The sequence below is a fragment of the Pantoea sp. y20 genome, assembly GCF_054903455.1.
Genome location: NZ_CM142816.1, coordinates 3,128,692 through 3,148,379 on the forward strand (window position 1 = coordinate 3,128,692; position 19,688 = coordinate 3,148,379).

General features: G+C 52.2%; 22 protein-coding genes and 1 other RNA gene. 16 read left to right on the forward strand and 7 right to left on the reverse strand.

The features are described from left to right. Nucleotides 1-122: 122 nt before the first annotated feature. The gene (nadB, locus tag ACYAC5_RS14585) at nucleotides 123-1,760 is read left to right on the forward strand and encodes an L-aspartate oxidase (protein WP_101763455.1); all 1,638 of its coding nucleotides are present in this window, start codon (nucleotides 123-125) and stop codon (nucleotides 1,758-1,760) included. Here the strand turns inward: nadB and trmN are convergent. After that, nucleotides 1,726-2,475, reverse strand: coding sequence for a tRNA(1)(Val) (adenine(37)-N(6))-methyltransferase TrmN (trmN, locus tag ACYAC5_RS14590; protein WP_350260998.1), 750 nt, complete (start codon nucleotides 2,473-2,475; stop codon nucleotides 1,726-1,728). The two genes, nadB and trmN, sit on opposite strands and share 35 nt — an antisense overlap. Nucleotides 2,476-2,616: 141 nt before the next feature. Between trmN and srmB the strand changes: the two genes are divergently transcribed. After that, nucleotides 2,617-3,945: an ATP-dependent RNA helicase SrmB gene (srmB, locus tag ACYAC5_RS14595; RefSeq protein ID WP_137386305.1), complete on the forward strand. Its 1,329-nt coding sequence runs from the start codon at nucleotides 2,617-2,619 to the stop codon at nucleotides 3,943-3,945. Between the two features lie 185 nt (nucleotides 3,946-4,130). Here the strand turns inward: srmB and grcA are convergent, their stop codons facing one another. Next, nucleotides 4,131-4,514, reverse strand: coding sequence for an autonomous glycyl radical cofactor GrcA (gene grcA, locus ACYAC5_RS14600; RefSeq protein ID WP_192411376.1), 384 nt, complete (start codon nucleotides 4,512-4,514; stop codon nucleotides 4,131-4,133). 265 nt (nucleotides 4,515-4,779) lie between these two features. Between grcA and ung the strand changes: the two genes are divergently transcribed. Further along, nucleotides 4,780-5,457: a uracil-DNA glycosylase gene (ung, locus tag ACYAC5_RS14605; protein ID WP_008101537.1), complete on the forward strand. Its 678-nt coding sequence runs from the start codon at nucleotides 4,780-4,782 to the stop codon at nucleotides 5,455-5,457. A 46-nt stretch (nucleotides 5,458-5,503) separates the two neighbouring features. On the opposite strand, the gene grpE is transcribed toward ung, so the two are convergent. Continuing rightward, nucleotides 5,504-6,082, reverse strand: a complete 579-nt coding sequence (gene grpE / locus ACYAC5_RS14610) for a nucleotide exchange factor GrpE (protein WP_192411374.1) — start codon at nucleotides 6,080-6,082, stop codon at nucleotides 5,504-5,506. Between the two features lie 122 nt (nucleotides 6,083-6,204). On the opposite strand from grpE, the gene nadK reads away from it, so the two are divergent. The 3 genes from nadK (at nucleotide 6,205) to bamE (ending at nucleotide 9,365) form a co-directional block, all read left to right on the forward strand. Beyond that, on the forward strand, nucleotides 6,205-7,083 hold the full coding sequence (gene nadK / locus ACYAC5_RS14615) for an NAD(+) kinase (protein ID WP_061718023.1): 879 nt from the start codon (nucleotides 6,205-6,207) through the stop codon (nucleotides 7,081-7,083). Nucleotides 7,084-7,168: 85 nt separating this feature from the next. Next, entirely contained in the window at nucleotides 7,169-8,830 is a 1,662-nt protein-coding gene (gene recN, locus ACYAC5_RS14620) for a DNA repair protein RecN (RefSeq protein WP_137386306.1), read from the forward strand. Nucleotides 8,831-9,017: 187 nt separating this feature from the next. Then, the gene (bamE, locus tag ACYAC5_RS14625; RefSeq protein WP_101763449.1) at nucleotides 9,018-9,365 is read left to right on the forward strand and encodes an outer membrane protein assembly factor BamE; all 348 of its coding nucleotides are present in this window, start codon (nucleotides 9,018-9,020) and stop codon (nucleotides 9,363-9,365) included. 54 nt (nucleotides 9,366-9,419) lie between these two features. Here the strand turns inward: bamE and ACYAC5_RS14630 are convergent, their stop codons facing one another. Next, nucleotides 9,420-9,710: an RnfH family protein gene (locus ACYAC5_RS14630; protein WP_137386307.1), complete on the reverse strand. Its 291-nt coding sequence runs from the start codon at nucleotides 9,708-9,710 to the stop codon at nucleotides 9,420-9,422. Beyond that, complete coding sequence (locus tag ACYAC5_RS14635; protein ID WP_008101549.1) at nucleotides 9,703-10,137, reverse strand: type II toxin-antitoxin system RatA family toxin; 435 nt, start codon at nucleotides 10,135-10,137, stop codon at nucleotides 9,703-9,705. Before ACYAC5_RS14635 ends, ACYAC5_RS14630 begins: the two co-directional genes overlap by 8 nt. A gap of 159 nt (nucleotides 10,138-10,296) precedes the next feature. On the opposite strand from ACYAC5_RS14635, the gene smpB reads away from it, so the two are divergent. The 4 genes from smpB (at nucleotide 10,297) to ACYAC5_RS14655 (ending at nucleotide 13,777) form a co-directional block, all read left to right on the forward strand. Continuing rightward, nucleotides 10,297-10,779: an SsrA-binding protein SmpB gene (gene smpB, locus ACYAC5_RS14640; RefSeq protein ID WP_007886141.1), complete on the forward strand. Its 483-nt coding sequence runs from the start codon at nucleotides 10,297-10,299 to the stop codon at nucleotides 10,777-10,779. 44 nt (nucleotides 10,780-10,823) lie between these two features. Then, nucleotides 10,824-11,186, forward strand: a transfer-messenger RNA (tmRNA) gene (gene ssrA, locus ACYAC5_RS14645). 192 nt (nucleotides 11,187-11,378) lie between these two features. After that, nucleotides 11,379-12,569, forward strand: a complete 1,191-nt coding sequence (locus ACYAC5_RS14650) for an integrase domain-containing protein (RefSeq protein ID WP_462061946.1) — start codon at nucleotides 11,379-11,381, stop codon at nucleotides 12,567-12,569. 320 nt (nucleotides 12,570-12,889) lie between these two features. Continuing rightward, the gene (locus ACYAC5_RS14655) at nucleotides 12,890-13,777 is read left to right on the forward strand and encodes a hypothetical protein (protein ID WP_462061947.1); all 888 of its coding nucleotides are present in this window, start codon (nucleotides 12,890-12,892) and stop codon (nucleotides 13,775-13,777) included. 441 nt (nucleotides 13,778-14,218) lie between these two features. Here the strand turns inward: ACYAC5_RS14655 and ACYAC5_RS14660 are convergent, their stop codons facing one another. Then, nucleotides 14,219-14,470, reverse strand: a complete 252-nt coding sequence (locus tag ACYAC5_RS14660; RefSeq protein WP_462061948.1) for an ogr/Delta-like zinc finger family protein — start codon at nucleotides 14,468-14,470, stop codon at nucleotides 14,219-14,221. Beyond that, complete coding sequence (locus ACYAC5_RS14665) at nucleotides 14,467-15,183, reverse strand: hypothetical protein (protein WP_462061949.1); 717 nt, start codon at nucleotides 15,181-15,183, stop codon at nucleotides 14,467-14,469. Before ACYAC5_RS14665 ends, ACYAC5_RS14660 begins: the two co-directional genes overlap by 4 nt. 541 nt (nucleotides 15,184-15,724) lie before the next feature. Here ACYAC5_RS14665 and ACYAC5_RS14670 point away from each other — a divergent pair. From ACYAC5_RS14670 to ACYAC5_RS14695, 6 genes are read left to right on the forward strand one after another with little or no spacing between them, the layout of a single operon-like run. After that, nucleotides 15,725-15,982, forward strand: coding sequence for a helix-turn-helix transcriptional regulator (locus ACYAC5_RS14670; RefSeq protein ID WP_462061950.1), 258 nt, complete (start codon nucleotides 15,725-15,727; stop codon nucleotides 15,980-15,982). Continuing rightward, nucleotides 15,979-16,227: a hypothetical protein gene (locus ACYAC5_RS14675; protein ID WP_462061951.1), complete on the forward strand. Its 249-nt coding sequence runs from the start codon at nucleotides 15,979-15,981 to the stop codon at nucleotides 16,225-16,227. The genes ACYAC5_RS14670 and ACYAC5_RS14675 overlap by 4 nt, the downstream gene beginning before the upstream one ends. 13 nt (nucleotides 16,228-16,240) lie before the next feature. Beyond that, the gene (locus ACYAC5_RS14680) at nucleotides 16,241-16,768 is read left to right on the forward strand and encodes a host cell division inhibitor Icd-like protein (RefSeq protein ID WP_462061952.1); all 528 of its coding nucleotides are present in this window, start codon (nucleotides 16,241-16,243) and stop codon (nucleotides 16,766-16,768) included. After that, entirely contained in the window at nucleotides 16,765-17,031 is a 267-nt protein-coding gene (locus ACYAC5_RS14685; RefSeq protein ID WP_034896822.1) for a hypothetical protein, read from the forward strand. Before ACYAC5_RS14680 ends, ACYAC5_RS14685 begins: the two co-directional genes overlap by 4 nt. Further along, nucleotides 17,018-17,359 carry a DUF5375 family protein gene (locus ACYAC5_RS14690; protein ID WP_143789980.1) on the forward strand — a complete coding sequence of 114 codons (342 nt, stop codon included), beginning with the start codon at nucleotides 17,018-17,020 and terminating at the stop codon, nucleotides 17,357-17,359. The genes ACYAC5_RS14685 and ACYAC5_RS14690 overlap by 14 nt, the downstream gene beginning before the upstream one ends. Nucleotides 17,360-17,373: 14 nt before the next feature. Continuing rightward, on the forward strand, nucleotides 17,374-19,686 hold the full coding sequence (locus tag ACYAC5_RS14695) for a primase-like DNA-binding domain-containing protein (RefSeq protein WP_462061953.1): 2,313 nt from the start codon (nucleotides 17,374-17,376) through the stop codon (nucleotides 19,684-19,686). Nucleotides 19,687-19,688 lie beyond the last annotated feature (2 nt).

Genomic DNA, 19,688 nt, shown 5'->3' on the forward strand with positions numbered 1-19,688 from the left:
TGAATTCACGCTACTATCTCTACCCGCTGAATAATTTTTCCGCGCAGTTGGTTCAAAATACTTCACAGCACCCCCATCACGGCTTATGCTCAAGCCACCTTTTGTTTAGTAAATTAAACATCATGACTTCTCTCCCGGAATATCAGTGTGATGTCCTCATCGTCGGCAGCGGTGCGGCAGGTTTATCGTTAGCGCTGCGCTTAGCGCCGCATTATCAGGTTACCGTGCTGAGTAAAGCGCAGGTGAATGAGGGCTCAACGCTGTATGCGCAGGGCGGGATTGCGGCGGTGTTTGATGAAACGGACAGCATCGAATCACACGTTGAAGACACGCTGGTTGCGGGCGCCGGCTTGTGCGACCGCGATACGGTGAGCTTTATCGCCAGCAACGCGCGTCACTGCGTGCAGTGGCTGATTGATAACGGCGTTGCCTTCGATAAAGAGCCGCAGGCTGAGGGTGAAGCGCGTTACCACCTCACGCGCGAAGGTGGGCACAGCCATCGCCGCATTCTGCATAGCGCCGATGCCACTGGCCGCGCGGTGGAAACCACGCTGGTAAGCCAGGCGCTGAGCCATCCTAACATCCGCATTATTGAACGCACCAATGCGGTGGATTTGATCCTTTCCGATAAGCTTGGCCTGCCCGGCAAGCGCCGCGTAGTTGGCGCGTGGATCTGGAACCGTAAACGTGAACAGGTGGAAACCTGCCGCGCGCGCGCCGTGGTGTTAGCCACCGGCGGCGCAGCAAAAGTCTATCAGTACACCACCAATCCGGACGTGGCCTCTGGCGATGGCATTGCCATGGCGTGGCGCGCCGGTTGCCGCGTAGCGAACCTCGAATTTAATCAATTCCATCCCACCTGTTTATTCCATCCACAAGCGCAAAACTTCCTGCTGACTGAAGCGCTGCGCGGTGAAGGTGCCTGGCTGTTGCGTCCTGACGGCACTCGCTTTATGCCTGACTTTGATGAGCGTGCCGAGCTGGCACCGCGCGATATTGTGGCGCGCGCCATTGACCATGAGATGAAACGGCTGGGCGTCGATTGCATGTATCTCGACATTAGCCACCAGCCGGAAAGCTTTGTGCGCGCGCACTTCCCGATGATTTACGAAAAATTGCTGACCTTTGGCCTCGATCTCACTAAACAGCCGATTCCGATTGTGCCAGCCGCGCATTACACTTGCGGCGGCGTGATGGTCGATCAGCAAGGCCGTACAGATGTTGACGGACTGTATGCGATTGGCGAAGTGAGTTACACCGGCTTACATGGCGCAAACCGCATGGCGTCCAACTCCCTGCTCGAGTGCCTGGTTTACGGTTGGTCTGCTGCTGAAGATATGATCGCCCGCTTGCCGGACATCGCGGCGGTAGAACATCTGCCCGCGTGGGATGAAAGCCGCGTTGATGATGCCGATGAGCGCGTAGTAATCCAGCATAACTGGCATGAACTGCGATTATTCATGTGGGATTACATGGGAATTGTGCGTACTACCAAGCGTCTGGAGCGCGCACTGCGGCGCATTAATTTGCTGCAACAGGAGATTGACGAGTACTACGCGCACTTCCGCCTCTCTAACAATCTTCTTGAGCTGCGCAATCTGGTGCAGGTCGCCGAACTGATGGTGCGCTGTGCGCTGGAGCGCAAGGAGAGCCGAGGGTTACACTTTACCCTCGACAATCCCGATCTGCTGGATGAAGCGTTACCGACCATCCTGCAGCCCGAAGCTAGCGGAACAGGTAAAAGTCTTTCACCAGGCTGAGCCAGTCGGCTGAATAGCTTTTATCTTCATCACGAATGGCGAGACGTTCCAGCAAGGTTTCGCCGGCGGAGGGCGAAAAACCTAACACCACGCGATTCGGCGGGCGCTGCGCATAGGCGGCGACATCGTAGCGATAACGCAAATGCCAGCCATCCGCCAGCGCCAGTGAAATCAATGCTTCGCCAGCTTCAGCCGGCAGCACCACGCAAAATAGCCCTTCTTCTTCAATCAACTGGGCGGCACAACGCAGCAGCGTCAGATGGTCGAGCGTGGCGGTGCTGCGCGCGGTATCGCGCGCGACACTGCCGCTTGCCATACCGGGCGCGAAAAAAGGTGGATTACTGACGATGAGCGAGAAGCGTTTTTCACACTGTTCGCTCCAGCTGACAATATCCTGATGGTGGACGTGGATGCGATCCGCCCACGGCGAAGCCTGCATATTTTCCTGCGCCTGCTGCGCTGCGCTGGCTTCCAGTTCGACGGCATCAATCTCTACCGAATCTGCTGTACGTTGCGCCAGCATCAGCGCAATCAAGCCACTGCCGCAGCCAATATCGAGGACGCGACGCGCGCCGGCTACTGGCGCCCAGGCCCCGATTAACACGCCATCGGTGCCGACTTTCATCGCACAGCGATCGTGCGCCACGAAAAATTGCTTAAAGGTAAAACCGTCTTTTCTTAACGTCGGCCGCGCGTGCGGCTGGTCCTGAGACATACTTCACTACCATTGAATTTTTTACTGCCGGAAGTGTAACGTGGTGGCGATGGGAATTCACCTGCGCCGGTAATACCTACACAAACAGATGAAGATTATATTCGTTCTGTCTATAATCAGCGCCCCAAACTGAGGTAGACCATGACCGTAACCACATTCTCCGAACTCGAACTCGACGAAAGCCTGCTACAAGCTTTGCAGGAAAAAGGCTTCACTCGCCCTACTGTTATTCAGGCCGAGACCATTCCTGCCGCGCTGGAAGGCCGTGACGTTCTGGGTTCGGCTCCAACCGGGACGGGGAAAACTGCAGCGTTTTTGCTGCCCGCTTTACAGCATTTGCTCGATTTCCCGCGCAAGAAATCAGGCCCACCACGCATTCTGATCATCACCCCAACGCGCGAACTGGCGATGCAGGTTGCCGATCACGCGCGCGAGCTGGCTAAACACACGCATCTGGATATCGCCACCATCACCGGGGGCGTGGCGTATATGAACCATGCCGAAGTGTTCAGTGAAAACCAGGACATCGTCGTCGCGACCACCGGCCGTTTGCTGCAGTACATCAAAGAAGAGAACTTTGACTGCCGCGCCGTAGAAACGCTGATTCTTGATGAAGCTGACCGCATGCTCGATATGGGCTTTGCGCAGGACATCGAAACCATCGCCGCAGAAACCCGCTGGCGCAAACAGACGCTGCTGTTCTCGGCGACGCTGGAAGGTGAGCACATCAAAGACTTCGCCGAGCGTTTGCTCAACGAGCCTGTGTTTATTGAGGCCGACCCAAGCAAAAGCGAACGCAAAAAAATCCAGCAATGGTATTACCGCGCCGATAATTTAGAGCATAAGAACAAGCTGCTGATTCACCTGTTGAAACAGCCAGATGCCACGCGCGTCATTGTGTTTGTGCGCAAACGTGAGCGCCTGCATGAGCTGGTTACCTGGCTTCATGAAGCGGGCATCCGCACCAGCTATCTCGAAGGCGAAATGGTGCAGGTCAACCGTAACGAAGCCATCAAGCGTATGAATGATGGCCGCGTGAAGGTGATGATTGCCACCGACGTTGCTGCGCGCGGTATCGACATCGACGATATCTCGCACGTGATTAACTACGATTTGCCGCGCACCGCAGATACCTATCTGCACCGTATCGGTCGTACCGCGCGTGCGGGCCGTAAAGGTACCGCGATCTCGCTGGTTGAAGCGCACGATCACGTGCTGCTGGGTAAAATCACCCGTTACATCAACGAGCCGTTAAAAGCGCGTGTGATTGATGAGCTGCGTCCAGAAAGCCGTGCGCCAAGTGCTAAAGTGACGGGAAAACCGTCGAAAAAAGCACTTGCGAAGCGTCAAGAGCGTAAAGAGAAAGAACAAGAGAAACCGCGCGTCAAGCAACGTCATCGCGATACCAAAAATGTGGGTAAACGCCGCAAGCCAAGCGGTAGCGATGCACCAAAGTCTGGTGCGGAATAAAACAGCACTCGCTGTAATTAATCGCCTCTTTTGAGGCGATTTTTTTGTTTTAAGCGTAGCGAAAACGCGCTTTCGCTATCATCCGCCTTATAGACCGTTCTTTTAAACTCGCCAGATAAAAAAAGCCGCGCCAATCAACATTGGCGCGGCTTGTATTGCTGTGTGTCTTTTCGTCAGCGCTGCAATTACAGGCTTTCGGTGAATGTACGTGTAATCACGTCACGCTGCTGCTCTGGCGTCAGCGCGTTAAAGCGCACGGCATAGCCAGATACGCGAATGGTCAACTGCGGATATTTATCCGGATGATTGACGGCATCTTCCAGCGTTTCGCGGCGCAGCACGTTAACGTTCAGGTGCTGACCACCTTCGATGCGCACCTGCGGTTTCTGCTCAAGTGGAATTTCACGGTAAGCGATTTCGCCGAGATCGCTGATAGCAACAACCTGATCTTCTGCGAAATCCCCTTTGGCGCACAGGCAGCGCGCTTCGGCTTTATCATCGTCCAGCAGCCAGAATGAGTTCAATAGCTGTGAATTATTTGCCTGAGTAATTTGAATACCGGTAATCATAGTAGGTCTCCAGGGCTTTACGCTGTCGCAACTGGGCAGCGAGGTTCATAAGGTTTTGGAATGCTGTGGTATATCACTGCAGGAAATGCGCCGTTTTGACCTGTATCAATTTCGTCCAGTCACGATTACACGCTGAAAACCTAACAAATTGATTCATAACAACTTCGCCAAATAAAATTTTACGTAAATATTCAAATTATTTTTATCCTTCTGCTGTTGAGTCCGACACGTTAAGCTAGGCGCACTATTTTGCAGGGAGTCAACGATGGCTGAGAAGCTGACCTGGCACGACGTGCTGGCTGAAGAGAAAGAGAAACCTTACTTCGTGGAAACGCTGAAAGCGGTGGCCAATGAACGCGCTGCCGGCGTAACGGTGTATCCGCCGCAGAAGGATGTGTTTAATGCCTTTCGGCTGACCGAGCTGGGCGATATCAAAGTGGTGATTTTGGGGCAGGATCCCTATCACGGCCCGAATCAGGCGCATGGTCTGGCTTTTTCCGTTCTGCCCGGCGTGGCGATCCCGCCATCATTACTGAATATGTACAAAGAGCTGGAGCAAGATATGCCTGGCTTTGTGCGTCCTACGCACGGTTTTCTCGAAAGCTGGGCAACACAAGGCGTGATGCTGTTAAACACCGTGTTAACGGTGGAAGCCAGTAAGGCGCATTCGCACGCGCGCTTTGGCTGGGAAACCTTTACCGATAACGTCATCAGCGCCATCAATCAGCATCGCGAAGGGGTAATTTTCTTGCTGTGGGGTTCGCATGCGCAGAAGAAAGGCAGCATCATTGATACGCAACGTCATCATGTATTGAAAGCGCCACACCCTTCTCCGCTCTCCGCGCATCGTGGCTTTTTTGGCAGTAAACACTTCTCGCAGGCGAATGCGCTGCTCAGTCAATCGGGCCAGTCACCGATTGACTGGATGCCGGTGTTGCCTTAATAAACAAACGGCCGCATTAAGCGGCCGTTGTTATTACAGCGACAGATTAGCCTTTGGCTTTGGTCACTGCCACCATCGCCGGACGCAGCAGGCGACCATTGAGGGTGTAACCGCGCTGCATCACCATCAGCACGTGATTTGGCGCCATATCTTCTGATTCCATCATCGACATCGCCTGATGGATCTCTGGATTGAATGGCACATTGGTTTCGCCCACCACTTCCACGCCAAACTTACGCACCGCGCCCAGCAGCGACTTTAGCGTCAGCTCGATACCTTCGATCATCGAAGCCAGTTCAGCGTTCTCTTTGTCTGCCACTTCCAGCGCGCGCTCCAGGCTATCGATCACGGGCAGCAGCTCGTTGGCAAATTTCTCCAGCGCAAATTTATGCGCTTTTTCCACGTCCATTTCAGTACGGCGACGAATATTTTCGATATCCGCCTGCGCACGCAGCTGTGCATCACGCACGCCGGTTTGCGACACGGCTAACTCGGCTTCCAGTTGCGCGATACGCTCATCACGCGGATCCACCTCAGCGGTTGTCTCTGCGTCCACGTGCTGCTGATCCTGTTGAATTTCGTCTGAGACTTGCTCGTTTGGGGTGTTCTGTTCTTTACTACTCATGAATTTCTCCGCGTTTTGCACATTCATCTCGCTGGTTGGCTTATTATGGGGATCAGTTTGACGGTTTCAAGTAAACCCATCACATTGCCTGGCCGTTTTGGCTTATAAGGAACTCGCGCTAAATGAACAAACACTTTAACTGCATCGGGATTGTCGGCCATCCGCGCCATCCTACTGCGTTAACCACCCATGAAATGCTCTGGCGCTGGCTAACGGCAAAGGGTTATGAGGTGATTGTCGAGCAGCAGATTGCGCGCGAACTGGATTTGAAAAATGCCCAAACCGGCAGCCTTGCGGATATTGGTCAACGCGCTGATTTAGCTGTCGTGGTTGGTGGCGATGGCAACATGCTTGGTGCTGCCCGTGTGCTGGCGCGCTATGACATCAAAGTGATTGGCATCAACCGTGGCAACCTCGGTTTTCTCACCGATCTCGATCCGGACAATGCGCAACAGCAGCTGGACGATGTGCTGCAGGGCGATTACTTCGTCGAAAGCCGCTTCTTGCTGGAGGCGCAGGTGTGCAAAGAAGCGTGCTCGCCGCGCATTGGTAGTGCCATTAATGAAGTGGTGCTGCATCCCGGTAAAGTTGCGCATATGATTGAATTCGAAGTCTATATTGATGAGGTGTTTGCCTTTTCACAGCGTTCCGATGGTTTGATTATCTCCACGCCGACCGGCTCCACCGCCTATTCGCTTTCGGCGGGCGGCCCTATTCTGACGCCGTCGCTGGATGCGATTACGCTGGTGCCCATGTTCCCGCACACGCTTTCTGCGCGTCCGCTGGTAATCAACAGCAGCAGCACCATCCGCCTGCGTTTTTCTTCCCTGCGCAGCGATCTTGAGATCAGTTGCGACAGCCAGATTGCCTTGCCAATTCAGGAAGGTGAAGATGTCCTTATCCGCCGTAGCGCCAATCATCTCAATCTTATCCATCCTAAAAATTACAACTATTTTAATACATTAAGCTCAAAGTTGGGTTGGTCTAAAAAATTGTTCTGAAAATCAGCGTTGACTACTTTACTGTATAAAAAACCAGGATATACTGTACGTAAAACCATATCTGTTTTTACATACAGGTGATTCTATGCTGGCACAACTGACCATCAGTAACTTTGCTATCGTTCGTGAACTGGAGATCGATTTTCATCGTGGTATGACGGCGATCACGGGTGAAACCGGCGCAGGTAAATCTATCGCCATCGATGCGTTGGGCCTGTGTCTGGGCGGTCGCGCTGAAGCAGATATGGTGCGTCAGGGTGCCAGCCGCGCTGATATCTGCGCCCGCTTCCAGCTCAAAGCTTCGCCTTCCGCACAACGCTGGCTGGTGGAGAATCAGCTGGATGAAGGCAATGAGTGTCTGCTGCGGCGTGTGATTAGCGCGGATGGTCGTTCGCGTGGCTTTATCAACGGCACATCGGTGCCGCTGTCGCAGTTGCGTGAACTGGGCCAGTTGCTGATTCAGATTCACGGCCAGCATGCTCACCAGTTGCTGCTCAAATCCGATCACCAAAAACATCTGCTGGATGCGTATGCAGCCCACGATGATTTGCTGTCTGAAATGCGCCAGCACTATCAGCGCTGGCATCAGAGTTGCCGCGCGCTGGCACAGCATCAGCAGCTATCGCAAGAGCGTGAATCCCGTCGCGAGCTACTGCAGTATCAGTTGAAAGAACTCAATGAATTTGCCCCGCAGCTGGGCGAATTTGAACAGATTGATGAAGAGTATAAACGCCTGGCGAACAGCGGCCAGTTGCTGTCCACTAGCCAGCAAGCGCTGCAAATTCTCGCCGATGGGGATGACACCAACCTGCAGAGCCTTCTTTATAGCGCTCGTCACATGCTGGGCGAACTGGTGACGCTGGATAATAAAGTCAGCGGCGTGTTCAATCTGCTGGAGGAAGCCGCGATTCAACTCAGTGAAGCCAGCGATGAACTGCGTCACTACTGCGAACGTCTGGATCTCGATCCCAATCGCCTGCATGAGCTGGAGCAACGTCTGTCACGGCAGATTGCATTGGCACGTAAGCACCATGTCGCACCTGAAACCTTGCCGGTGCTTTATCAGCAGCTACTGGATGAAGCGGAACTGCTTTCGCAGCAAGAGAGCGATCAGGAAACTTTGCAGTCTGAAGTTGTCGCTCACCACAAAGCCGCGTTAGTCAGCGCTGAAAATCTGCATCAACTGCGTGAGCATTCCGCTCAAGAATTGAGCCAGCTGATTACGCAAAGCATGCGCACGCTGGCAATGCCGCACGGCCAGTTTGCCATTGTGCTGGAGTTCAATGCCGATCAACTCACCGCAGATGGCGCAACGCGCATTGATTTCCGCGTTACGACGAACCCAGGCCAGCCGCTCCAGCCGCTGGGCAAAGTGGCTTCCGGCGGTGAGCTGTCGCGTATCGCTCTGGCGATTCAGGTGATTACCGCACAGAAAATGGAAACACCGGCAATGATCTTCGATGAAGTAGATGTTGGCATCAGCGGCCCAACCGCCGCTGTTGTCGGTCAAATGCTGCGTCAGCTGGGCGAGTCAACACAGGTTATGTGTGTCACGCACCTGCCGCAGGTTGCCGGCTGCGGTCATCAGCACTTTTACGTCAGCAAAGAGACCGATGGTGCGATGACAGAAACGCATATGCAGCCGCTGGATAAACGCGCGCGTCTGCAAGAGTTGGCGCGTTTGCTGGGCGGCAGCGAGGTGACGCGCAACACGCTGGCCAACGCTAAAGAACTTTTAGCCGCCTGATACCGCACTTTTTTCCCGGCTGGTGGTCATATGCTTGCTCTGTAGAGGTTTCAAATAGCGAAAAGGTTTATTATCATCGGCAGTTATGTCGTCTGAGTAATAAAGCCTGCCGCAGGCAGAGTTCAGAATTTGATGGCAAAAAAATAGCCTGCTGAAAGGCGTTTGGCCCCAGAAAAGGAATGTATAGATGCGCTGTAAAACGCTGACTGCCGCGGCAGTAGTAATGTTGATGATGACCGCTGGATGTTCCACCCTTGAGCGCGTTGTGTATCGTCCGGATATCAATCAGGGGAATTACCTGGTCGCCAACGATGTGTCGAAGATTCACAACGGCATGACGCAGCAGCAGGTTGCCTATACGCTCGGTACGCCGATGATGCGCGATCCGTTTGGCAGCAACGTTTGGTATTACGTGTTCCGTCAGGAACCTGGCCATGAAGGTGTGAAACAGCAAACGCTGACGCTGACCTTTGACAGCAACGGAACGCTGACTAACATCGACAATAAGCCGAAGCTCTCAGGCAAAGAAGGCTAAGTGAACGGCAATAAAAAAGGCGCTTAAGCGCCTTTTTTCGTTTTTACATTCCGACTATTTCTTCTCAGCTGACCGCTCTGCGCGTTGACGCCGTAACTCTTTCGGGTCGGCAATCAGCGGACGATAGATCTCAATGCGATCACCATCCTGGACGGCATCACCCAATTTTACCGGGCGGCTATAAATCCCAACCTTATTCGAGTTCAGGTCAATATCTTTACGCAGTGACAGCAACCCGGAAGCCTTGATCGCTTGCTCCACGGTTGCGCCTTCTTCAAGCGTTACGGCACGCAAATACTGCTTATCTGGCAGTGCGTAAACCACTTCCACGCTGATATCAGGCACGATAAACCTCTTTTGCGCGCTGACTGAACGCCTGCACCATGCTATTTGCCAGCTCTTTAAAGATGCGGCCGAACGCCATTTCTACCAGCATATTGGTGAACTCAAAATCGAGGTTCAACTCAACCTTGCAGGCATCATCACCTAATGAAGTGAAATGCCAGCCGCCGGTCAATTTACGAAACGGGCCATCAACCAACTGCATCAATATGCTTTGGTTGCTGATCAGCGTGTTGCGCGTAGTGAAAGTTTTACTGATGCCCGCTTTCGAGACATCAACGGCCGCGGTCATTTGATCTCCGCTGTTATCCAGCACGCGACTGCCGGTGCAGCCCGGCAGAAACTGAGGATAAGCATCCACGTCATTCACAAGACGGTACATCTGTTCAGCGCTATAAGGGACCAGCGCTGAACGACTAATCTGGGCCATAATGGTTCCTGTTCATCACAAAACCATTGAATAATACCATTTTCAGTCACCAAACAAAAATTCACGGCTTTGCTTGCTGTGCTAAAATGGAGTGTTTTTTACCGCCCTGCAGGACAGGGGATGCGCCCATAAACTGAGTGATGTAGACTACGCCGCACTATGACAAAGAAAAAAGTTAACAAACCCGGTTCAGCCACTATTGCCCTCAATAAACGCGCACGTCATGAATACTTCATTGAAGAAGAGTTCGAGGCGGGTATGTCGTTGCAAGGATGGGAAGTCAAATCACTCCGTGCCGGTAAGGCTAACATCAGCGATAGCTACATTTTGTTGCGCGATGGTGAAGCTTACCTGTTCGGCTCTACTTTCCAGCCGCTGGCGGTTGCTTCGACGCATGTGGTGTGTGATCCCACGCGAAGCCGCAAGCTGCTGCTGAAACAACGCGAACTCGATTCGCTGTACGGTCGCGTCAACCGCGAAGGTTTTACCGTGGTTGCGCTGTCGATGTACTGGAAAAATGCCTGGGCCAAACTGAAAATCGGTGTGGCACGCGGTAAGAAAGAGCACGACAAGCGTGACGACGTGAAAGAACGCGAATGGAAGATGGACAAAGCGCGTATTATGAAGAATTCAAAGCGTTAAGCGCTGGATTTTGGCGTCACTTGTCTGTAGTATTGAAATTTCTTGGGGCTGATTCTGGACTCGACGGGATTGTGAAGCCTTAGGAGCATGCCGAGGGGCGGTTTGCCTCGTAAAAAGCCGCAAAAAAATAGTCGCAAACGACGAAAACTACGCTTTAGCAGCTTAATAACCTGCTTTGAAGCCCTCTCTCCCTAGCTTCCGCTCTTAAGACGGGGATCAAGAGAGGTCAAACCCAAAAGAGATCGTGTGGATGCCTTGCCTGGGGTTGAAGCACTAAATCTAATCAGGCTAGTTTGTCAGTGGCGTGTCTGTCCGCAGCTGGCCGGCGAATGTAAAGACTGACTAAGCATGTAGTGCCGACGGTGTAGTAATTTCGGACGCGGGTTCAACTCCCGCCAGCTCCACCAAAATCCTTCGAAGATGATTCCAGAGTCATCCGTAGAAGTCCTAGAAGCCCGCACGGCACAAGCCCTGCGGGCTTTTTTGTGTCTGTAATCTTCCGAGACGTTCCGCCTGAATCCAGAGATAATTGGTACACGAATTGGTACACGCTATAATGTGTACCAAAAACGTGTACCAATTATGGACGGAAACCAGTCATGGCGCGGATGACACGCCCCCTCACCAATAACGAAATCCTCAAAGCTAAACCTCAAGAGAAAGACTTCACACTGCATGATGGCGACGGCCTTTTCCTGCTCATCAAAACATCAGGTAAAAAGCTGTGGCGTTTTCGCTACCAGCGACCAAATAGCAGCAGTCGCACAAATCTCAGCCTTGGCTCTTACCCTGCCCTAACGCTCGCTGTAGCACGCCAAATGCGTGACCAATATCTTTCGATGCTTGCGCAAGGGAAAGACCCTCAGAAGCAGCAAGAGGAAGTATCAGAGCAACGGCAAATTGAACTGGATAGTCTTTTTTCAGTTGTTGCTGGGAGATGGTTCCAGCTCAAAAGCAAAAGCGTCACCGAGGATTACGCGAAGGATATTTGGCGATCGCTGGAAAAGGACATCTTCCCTACTATCGGTGAGATCCCTGTTCAGACGCTTAAAGCCCGGACAATTGTTGAAGCACTGGAGCCAATTAAAGCTCGTGGCGCGCTTGAGACAGTTCGCCGGTTGGTGCAGCGCATCAACGAGATCATGATTTTTGCAGTCAACACAGGGTTGATTGACACTAATCCTGCTTCGGGTGTCGGTATGGCTTTTGAAAGGCCAAAGAAACAAAATATGCCTACGTTACGCCCGGAAGAACTTCCAAAGCTAATGCGCTCATTAGTCATGTCCAATCTTTCAATCACAACACGCTGTTTAATCGAGTGGCAACTACTTACCCTTGTACGGCCGTCAGAAGCTTCTGGAACACAATGGGCAGAGATCGATTTTGATTCAAACCTTTGGGTTATTCCAGCGGAGCGCATGAAGGCTAAGCGCGAACATGTCGTTCCTTTATCGAAACAAGCTCTCGATATTCTTGAGGTTATGCGGCCTCTGAGCGCCAACCGGCAATATGTTTTCCCAAGCCGAAACAATCCCAAAGAACCGATGAATAGCCAAACTGCGAATGCGGCATTAAAGCGAATAGGTTATGGCGGTAAGTTGGTTGCTCATGGTCTTCGTTCCATAGCGAGCACGGCACTTAACGAAGCCAGTTTTAATCCTGATGTTATCGAGTCAGCACTTGCACATAGCGATAAAAACGAAGTGAGGAGAGCCTACAACCGTTCTACATACCTCGAACAGCGTAAAGACATGATGAGTTGGTGGGGCAATTTCACCTACAAAAGTTAGCCCAATATGAAATTTATTAGCTTAGATTTTACGGGACACAACTATGGCACAGAGCCAAACCTACTCTGGCAGGCAGCTCTGAGCCAGAAGTAGACGTTTAAAATTCCTGCCTATATTTTTGCATCGACAACACTTATTAGACGGATTAACCCGTATTTGTAGCAAATGCAAATACCGGCTGTACCTATAGCATATTGTCAGTTATAAAAAATCGATGTAGTGTTCTACACATCAAATGTAAAAAGGCGAAAAATCCGTATTTAAATAAGGATCTTTTCGCCGAATAAGCGTTATGCCTATTCAAATTAGAGAATGTGTGAATGGATGCGAGATTCGAAGAAAAGACTTTCGAAAGTTACTTCAACAATGAGCTTAATAGAAAAACATCTATCTATTTCCCCCTTGGCCAAGTGCAAGAAGGCGTTTTAGGCTTGGACTCCGTTGCTCATTCTAGAAACTGGCTTCTGTGGCGAAAGCTGGGATATCCCTTCTGGCTCTCTCCACAATTTTCAGGCGTGGACCTAACGGCAATCGCTCATGAAATGGAGCGCTATCTTGGTCGAGAGGTTAAGAACATACCGACCATGAAAGTCAACTTGCTATTTCAGTATAAGCGCCCGCAGTATATAACGATGTCAACTGGCTCTGAATGGCACTTATGGAACCAGAAGTATTTCCGCTATGAACTGTACGCTCAGCAACATGCCTTGCTCTCCCACATAGAAGCAAAATTTGGTAACGATGCGGTAGTCCTTTACGCTGCCCCTTCTGTTATAGATGTTGCCGAGTTGGTCAACCTAAAAAGGGCGGGCTCAATTATTGATAACACTAACTTTAGACGCGCCAGAGAATTGGATGGGCACCACAAAAATACCTATATAAAGGCAGGCAGATACTCGCAGGCATGTAGTGAGCCAGAAAGAATTGAAAATTTTGATCTAATTGAAATGATTGAAGCCATGAAACCGCGCGAGTCGGAAGATAACTTCAAACTAATCGTTAACTTTTCAAAGCAGATTAATTCAGCCATGAAGGATGTCGAAGGGATTGGTTATCTGAAAACCGCATTTGAAAATCGTATGAATGAATTTAGATATTACGAGCTTCAACGGTTCGAGCTGTTTTACTCAATGCTTACTATGACGGTTTTCAGAGAGGTAACCGGCTGCCAATGGGTTATACCTTTTGACGGACAAAAAAATGCATAACAAAGCCAAGCTGCATCGCGTGCTTCGTGCGCTGGACCTCGCTGCGCTCGACCTCTAGTGGCAGCGTTAAAGTCCGCAATTCGCTCTAATCAGACTGTCAGATTTGATTGTATGCTGCCAGTGAAAACTGTCAGCTCAAGTTTGAGCTAATACACATGAAAGGAAGCCAATTGCACCCTGGAATCACACAAAGAGGCCAGCGCGCAATGCTATCCCCCCCTCGCCTGCCCGCTTTATGCACCGCTTTTCATGCAGGTGCATAAAGCCATCTGAGCCACACCCTGCATAGCCTCAGCGCATACTGTTGGCGCATGATCTTGCATGCAAATCCATGCACCCTACGCATGCACGGCTCTTTACAAAGCGGCTTGCCAGAAAAAAGCTTTCGATATGCGAATAGCGGACATAAAAAAGCCGCTGTGTGATCAGCGGCTGTGAGGATTAATGAGTGATTCGAAATGCTGAGCCGTAACGTCCTAACGTCTGCCGTTCTTTAACCGGCATCGGCGAAACGTCCTCAACTGTTTCCGGCGTTGGCGGCGAGGTTATGACTTTCGTGATGCTTTCATTCGTCTTAAACGTGCAGGAGCAATCCAGATTCGTGCACTGGTGATAACGCTCTTTTACCTGCTCGGACATATAGCGGCTGGATTTAGCGTGCGCCGGGCTTTTGCAGTAAGGGCAGTGCATCATTGCTGGTCGCCCTCCTGAAGTTTTAAACGCTGCTCCCTGATTGATTCCGCCAGCTTCTGACGGCGTAAAGGACGCGAATAAAGATCCATATCAACACCCGTCAGAGCCGGACGACGGACACCGATAGACTCCAGTAATGGAGCTTCATTTAGAACACTTTCAGGCAGCGCGGCCGCAGCTCGCGTCAATGCTTCCCCTACAAGCCCAGCGATATCGCGGATCGGGTCACGATCGTCTCCGACAAAGGTTGAGGCAATTTTTTCGCGCTGAATGCGCAACTTGATCGCCCATAGCAATGAAGGGCTAACGTTTCGCAGTGCCGATTCCCAATGCGAGTCAGCAAACTCAGTAAAAGCAGTTTGATGTGCTTCAACGTATTTTTTACCGCTGGTACAACAGCACAGCACGGCATACTGCTTATCCAGCTCCAGTTCTTTCAACAATCCCGCAAACTCATCGGCCAGTTCTCGCTTGGCTATACGCTGAGTGTGTTCGGCGCGAAGTTCCTCAGTGAGATTACCCCGCAATTTTCGAAAATTAGTGCGCCAGTTACTCTCAGCTTCCTTGCCCGCCTCGATAGCGGCCTGACGCTCTTTTTCGCAACGGGTGATGTTAGCAACAACACCATTAAATGCCGTCATCTGTTCAGTATGTTCCGCTCGCGCTTTTTCAAATCGAATTAGTGAGGCTGATTTGTTTTCAATTGTGTTCATCTTTGTCTCGCATCATCTGTAAAGGATGAAGACATTCTGTCGTGCACCAACGAACAAATCATTTCATTGCTTTCTGCCTGTCGCTCAGCAAACAAACCCAAAATTGGGGTTTGAACATTCCTAACATGCTTTTAGTTCTTATAAAACTATTCACTACTGTTCACTAAAGAAAAAAGGCAGTAAATACAGCAACTAAAGTAGTGAACACTTATGGGTAAAGTCTTCACTCAGTGTTCACTGGTCTTCACTGCTTTTATAAATCCAGCCTTTTTCTGGCAAGCCTTTTTCATAGTTTTTTCCTATTAATTAATTGAAATAAATTGTTTTTACTTCTTAATAAAGGCACTGAAAGCACTCAAACACCTATATTGACCTATATTGACCTATATTAACCAACTGATGAATTTTTGATCACTTTTTAGCTAGAGACCACCGTGCAAGGGGTTGTTTACATTAAGTAAAATATTCTCAAAATAGGGAGTTACCTGAAGACACACCCGGAACCGGGCAGCACCGGCCGGACTCATTATGAGGTAACACCATGCACGCAGTTTCATCCGCTTCAACCCCAACAACGCCTAACACTGGTGATGTTTCCTATCCCCGCGATCGCTTTATGCGCCTACCAGAAGTGCTCAACAGCTGCGGCCTGTCCCGCTCAACTATTTATGACTTAATCAGCCGTGAACAGTTTCCGTCACAGATTTCCCTCGGTGGTAAAAACGTTGCCTGGCTGGCCTCTGAAATTGATGGCTGGATGCAATCACGCATCGCACAGCGAGCCGGAGGTGGAGCATGATCACGCTGAATTTCAACACCAGCTCATTTCCACTGACCAAAGATGAATCTGCCTTCATTGCTGAAAGCCTCACAAACGCACTCAGTGATAAGCCTGCAACCTCACCTTCTTTTAACAGCGGGATGCACGGCCATATTTCGGTTCTGGGCAAAAAAGCTCAGGCGGGAAAACTCATAACGGGAAAAGCTGACAGCAAGCGCCGATCAAATCCGCAGCAGTCCGATCAAGTCCTGACCGATTGCTAAGGAAAACGTACTAATGAACGAAAAAAGCCTTTTCTCTGGCGAGCAGCCGTTATACAGTTTTCGCGCTGTCGCAAAATCGGCAGCCGGGCGTAGGAACCCGTGTTACTTATTGGCGACACAACACGCGCCATGCGTGTTTTTTTACGTCGCTGCCTTAGTGCGCCATTTTTTAGCGCAGCGGTTCTTATGCCGTTGTGCTGTCAAAATAATGGTGGCTCAGGCGGGGCAGCCTTCGGGCTGGCCGGTTTCCAATAAGGCCGGTATTCCTACCCCCGTCTGGGCTACCACCCTTGAGCGTAGGAACTCTGGTGGTAGCTGTAAAAGCTACTTATTGGAGATTGTCATCATGACGATGGTTCTTACCGCCTCTCGCCCTGAATTCACCTTTATTTTCGCCGCCGTGCGCCGGACCGACCGCGCTGCCCGCCCCTGCATGCTGCGCTATGCGGCGAAAGACGAGCGCACAGCCCGTGCCAACTTCATTCGTGACTATGTCCTGTGCTTCGCTGGCCGCGTGCCGGTACAGGCGGTGACTGCATGAATACTCTTGCCGCTCGCACCAACAGCAACAGCACCTATTCAATTCCACACGCCGATTATCTGCGCCTTCTGCATGCTCATTCCGTCGGCGTAACTGTGCTTGATATGTTCGATTCTGTTCATTGCCTCAGCGCTCAAAGCTGCGTGCCAGACAGCGCCGCGCTGGCTTCTGTCGTCGCCCTTCTTACCGACCAGCTCGGTAAAGTTGTTGAAACCTGTGATTCCCTGATTCTTGCCACGGAGGCTCGCCATGATGACCGCTAATAATTCCTGCTTACCTGTTGAAGTCCGCACTGCCGTTTACCGTCGCGCACTGGCGCAGGGTTATCTCAATGCCTGCACAACGCTGGGCATCACCGTTTCGGCAACGCTCGACGAGCTACAGATGACCATCGCGCTCGAGCTGGAAGGATTTTACGTTCGTCGCCACGGCGCAGAAGCCGGAATGGAAATGGCCTGCACCATGCTGGGCGATATGGTTGAACCTGACCTGCTGACCGCGCCGCCGCGCCTGACTCGACTTGGCGCGACCATGATGGATGAACTATTTTGCAGCCAGCTTGCCGCAACTCGCCGCGCCACGTTGCACTGAGGGAGATCCTGCAGATGAAACACATTGTCTCTGACACGGTAAAAGCGGCCGCCGGATTCTGGCCGCAACTGCTGCCCGCGCTGGGCATCAGCATTCACGCCAGCGGCAGACACGGCGCATGCCCGGTTTGCGGTGGTAAAGATCGTTTCCGCTTTGATAATCAGGACGGGCGCGGGACGTGGCACTGTAATCAGTGTGGAGCCGGTGACGGCCTGAATCTGGTCGAAAAGGCGCTCGACGTCAGCGCCAAAGAGGCGGCAATCAAAATCGCCGATATGCTCGGCGCGCTGCCACCGGTATCAAAAGCACCGGTGAACACAATTGATAAAGCAGTCGCACAATCTGAGGCCGCCGCGCGGGCGCAGAAGTTGCTCGCCGCCGCCGTCAGCCGCACGGATAACGCCTACCTTTTATCGAAAGGGCTGCACAGCACTCAGGCGTTAACGCTGGCTGCCAGTTTCCGCTGTGGCGGTATCAGTTTTGCAGTTGGCGATCTGCTTGTGCCGCTGACCGACGAAATCGGCAACGCCGTTAACATCCAGCTAATCAGCGCCGCTGGCGACAAGCGCACCCTGCCCGGCGGACAGGTGAAAGGCGCTTATCACCTTGCAGGCGAACCTGACAGCAAAACGCTGTGGCTCACCGAAGGTTATGCAACCGGCCTGACGGTGCAGCGCCTGACCGGGCAACCGGTTTATGTGGCGCTCAGCGCCAATAATCTGCCGGCACTTGCCGCGCAGCTTCGCAAAACCAATCCTGATGCGCTCATACTGATTGCCTCCGATCGCGACGACAACGGCACAGGCCAGTTAAAGGCGGAGGAAGCCGCGAAAGCCTGTAAGGGCAAGGCCGCTTTACCGCCGGAAACCGGCGACTGGAACGACGTCTGGCAGGCACAGGGCGACATCGCGACGCAGGCGCTACTTACCGCCTTCGCTCAACCTCATAAGCCAAGCCCGTTTGAGTCGGTGAGCGAAGCCGACCTTAAAGCCATGAGCGCCAGCGAAAAAGCTGAGCTTCTGGTCGATCACTACGGGCAGGCGCTGGCCGTTCCGCCCGTTGGAGAGGAAATCTGCCGTTATGAGAACGGCGCGTGGCAGGTGATGCCGGTGCAGACGCTGCGTCGTGAAATCGCCGGGCTGTTTCAGAAGGTGCGGGCACCGTTTTCAGCGGCCGGAATTGGCAGCGTGCTCGATACGCTCAAACTGATGGTTCCGCAGATGGGCGAACCGGCACGCCGCCTGATTGGTTTCCGAAACGGGGTATTTGATACGACCAACGGCACATTCAGCCTTCACCGCCGCGAGAACTGGCTGCGTACGGTAAACAGCGTTGATTACTCCGCGCCGCGCACCGGTGAAAATCTCGCAGACCACGCGCCAAACTTTTACCGCTGGTTAACGCGGGCGGCCGGAAACAATGACGATAAGCAGGAGCGCATCCTCGCGGCATTATTTATGGTGCTGGCAAACCGATATGACTGGCAGATGTTCCTGGAGGTAACTGGTCCAGGTGGAAGCGGGAAAAGCGTATTAGCCTCGATCGCCACGCTACTCGCTGGCCGGGATAACACCACGTCAGCCACCATCGACACACTAGAATCATCACGCGAACGCGCCAGCGTGGTTGGATTCTCGCTGATAATTCTGCCCGATCAGGAGAAATGGAGCGGCGACGGCGCGGGCATCAAAGCGATTACTGGCGGCGATGCGGTAGCTATAGATCCCAAGTATCGCGATCCGTACTCAACTCAAATCCCGGCGGTTATTTTGGCGGTGAACAACAATCCTATGCGTTTCAGCGACCGCAGCGGCGGCGTGTCGCGTCGCCGGGTGATCCTGACGTTCCCGGAAGTAATACCGGCGAAAGAACGCGACCCAAAGCTGCTGGATAAAATCAGCAACGAGCTGGCCGTGATTGTTCGTCACCTGATGCAGCGATTCGCGTCACCGGATGAAGCGCGCGAGTTGTTACAGGCGCAACAATCATCCGGCGAAGCACTGGAGATCAAGCGACAGGCCGATCCGCTGGTTGATTTCTGTGGCTACCTGATGCCGCTAAGCGCGCCTAATGGGCTGTTTATCGGCAACGCCAACATTCGCCCGATTAACCCAAAGCGCTATCTCTATCATGCGTATCTGTCGTTTATGGAATCGCGTGGGCATCAGCATCCGCTTAGCCTGACAGCTTTCGGCCAGGCTGTGCCACAGACGCTGAAAGAGTACGAACGCGTGTTACTAAAGCGCAGAACGAATAATGGCATCCAGACCAACCTCACGTTACATGAGGACAGCGAGGCAGATTGGTTGCCAGCATGTAGTGCCTGATA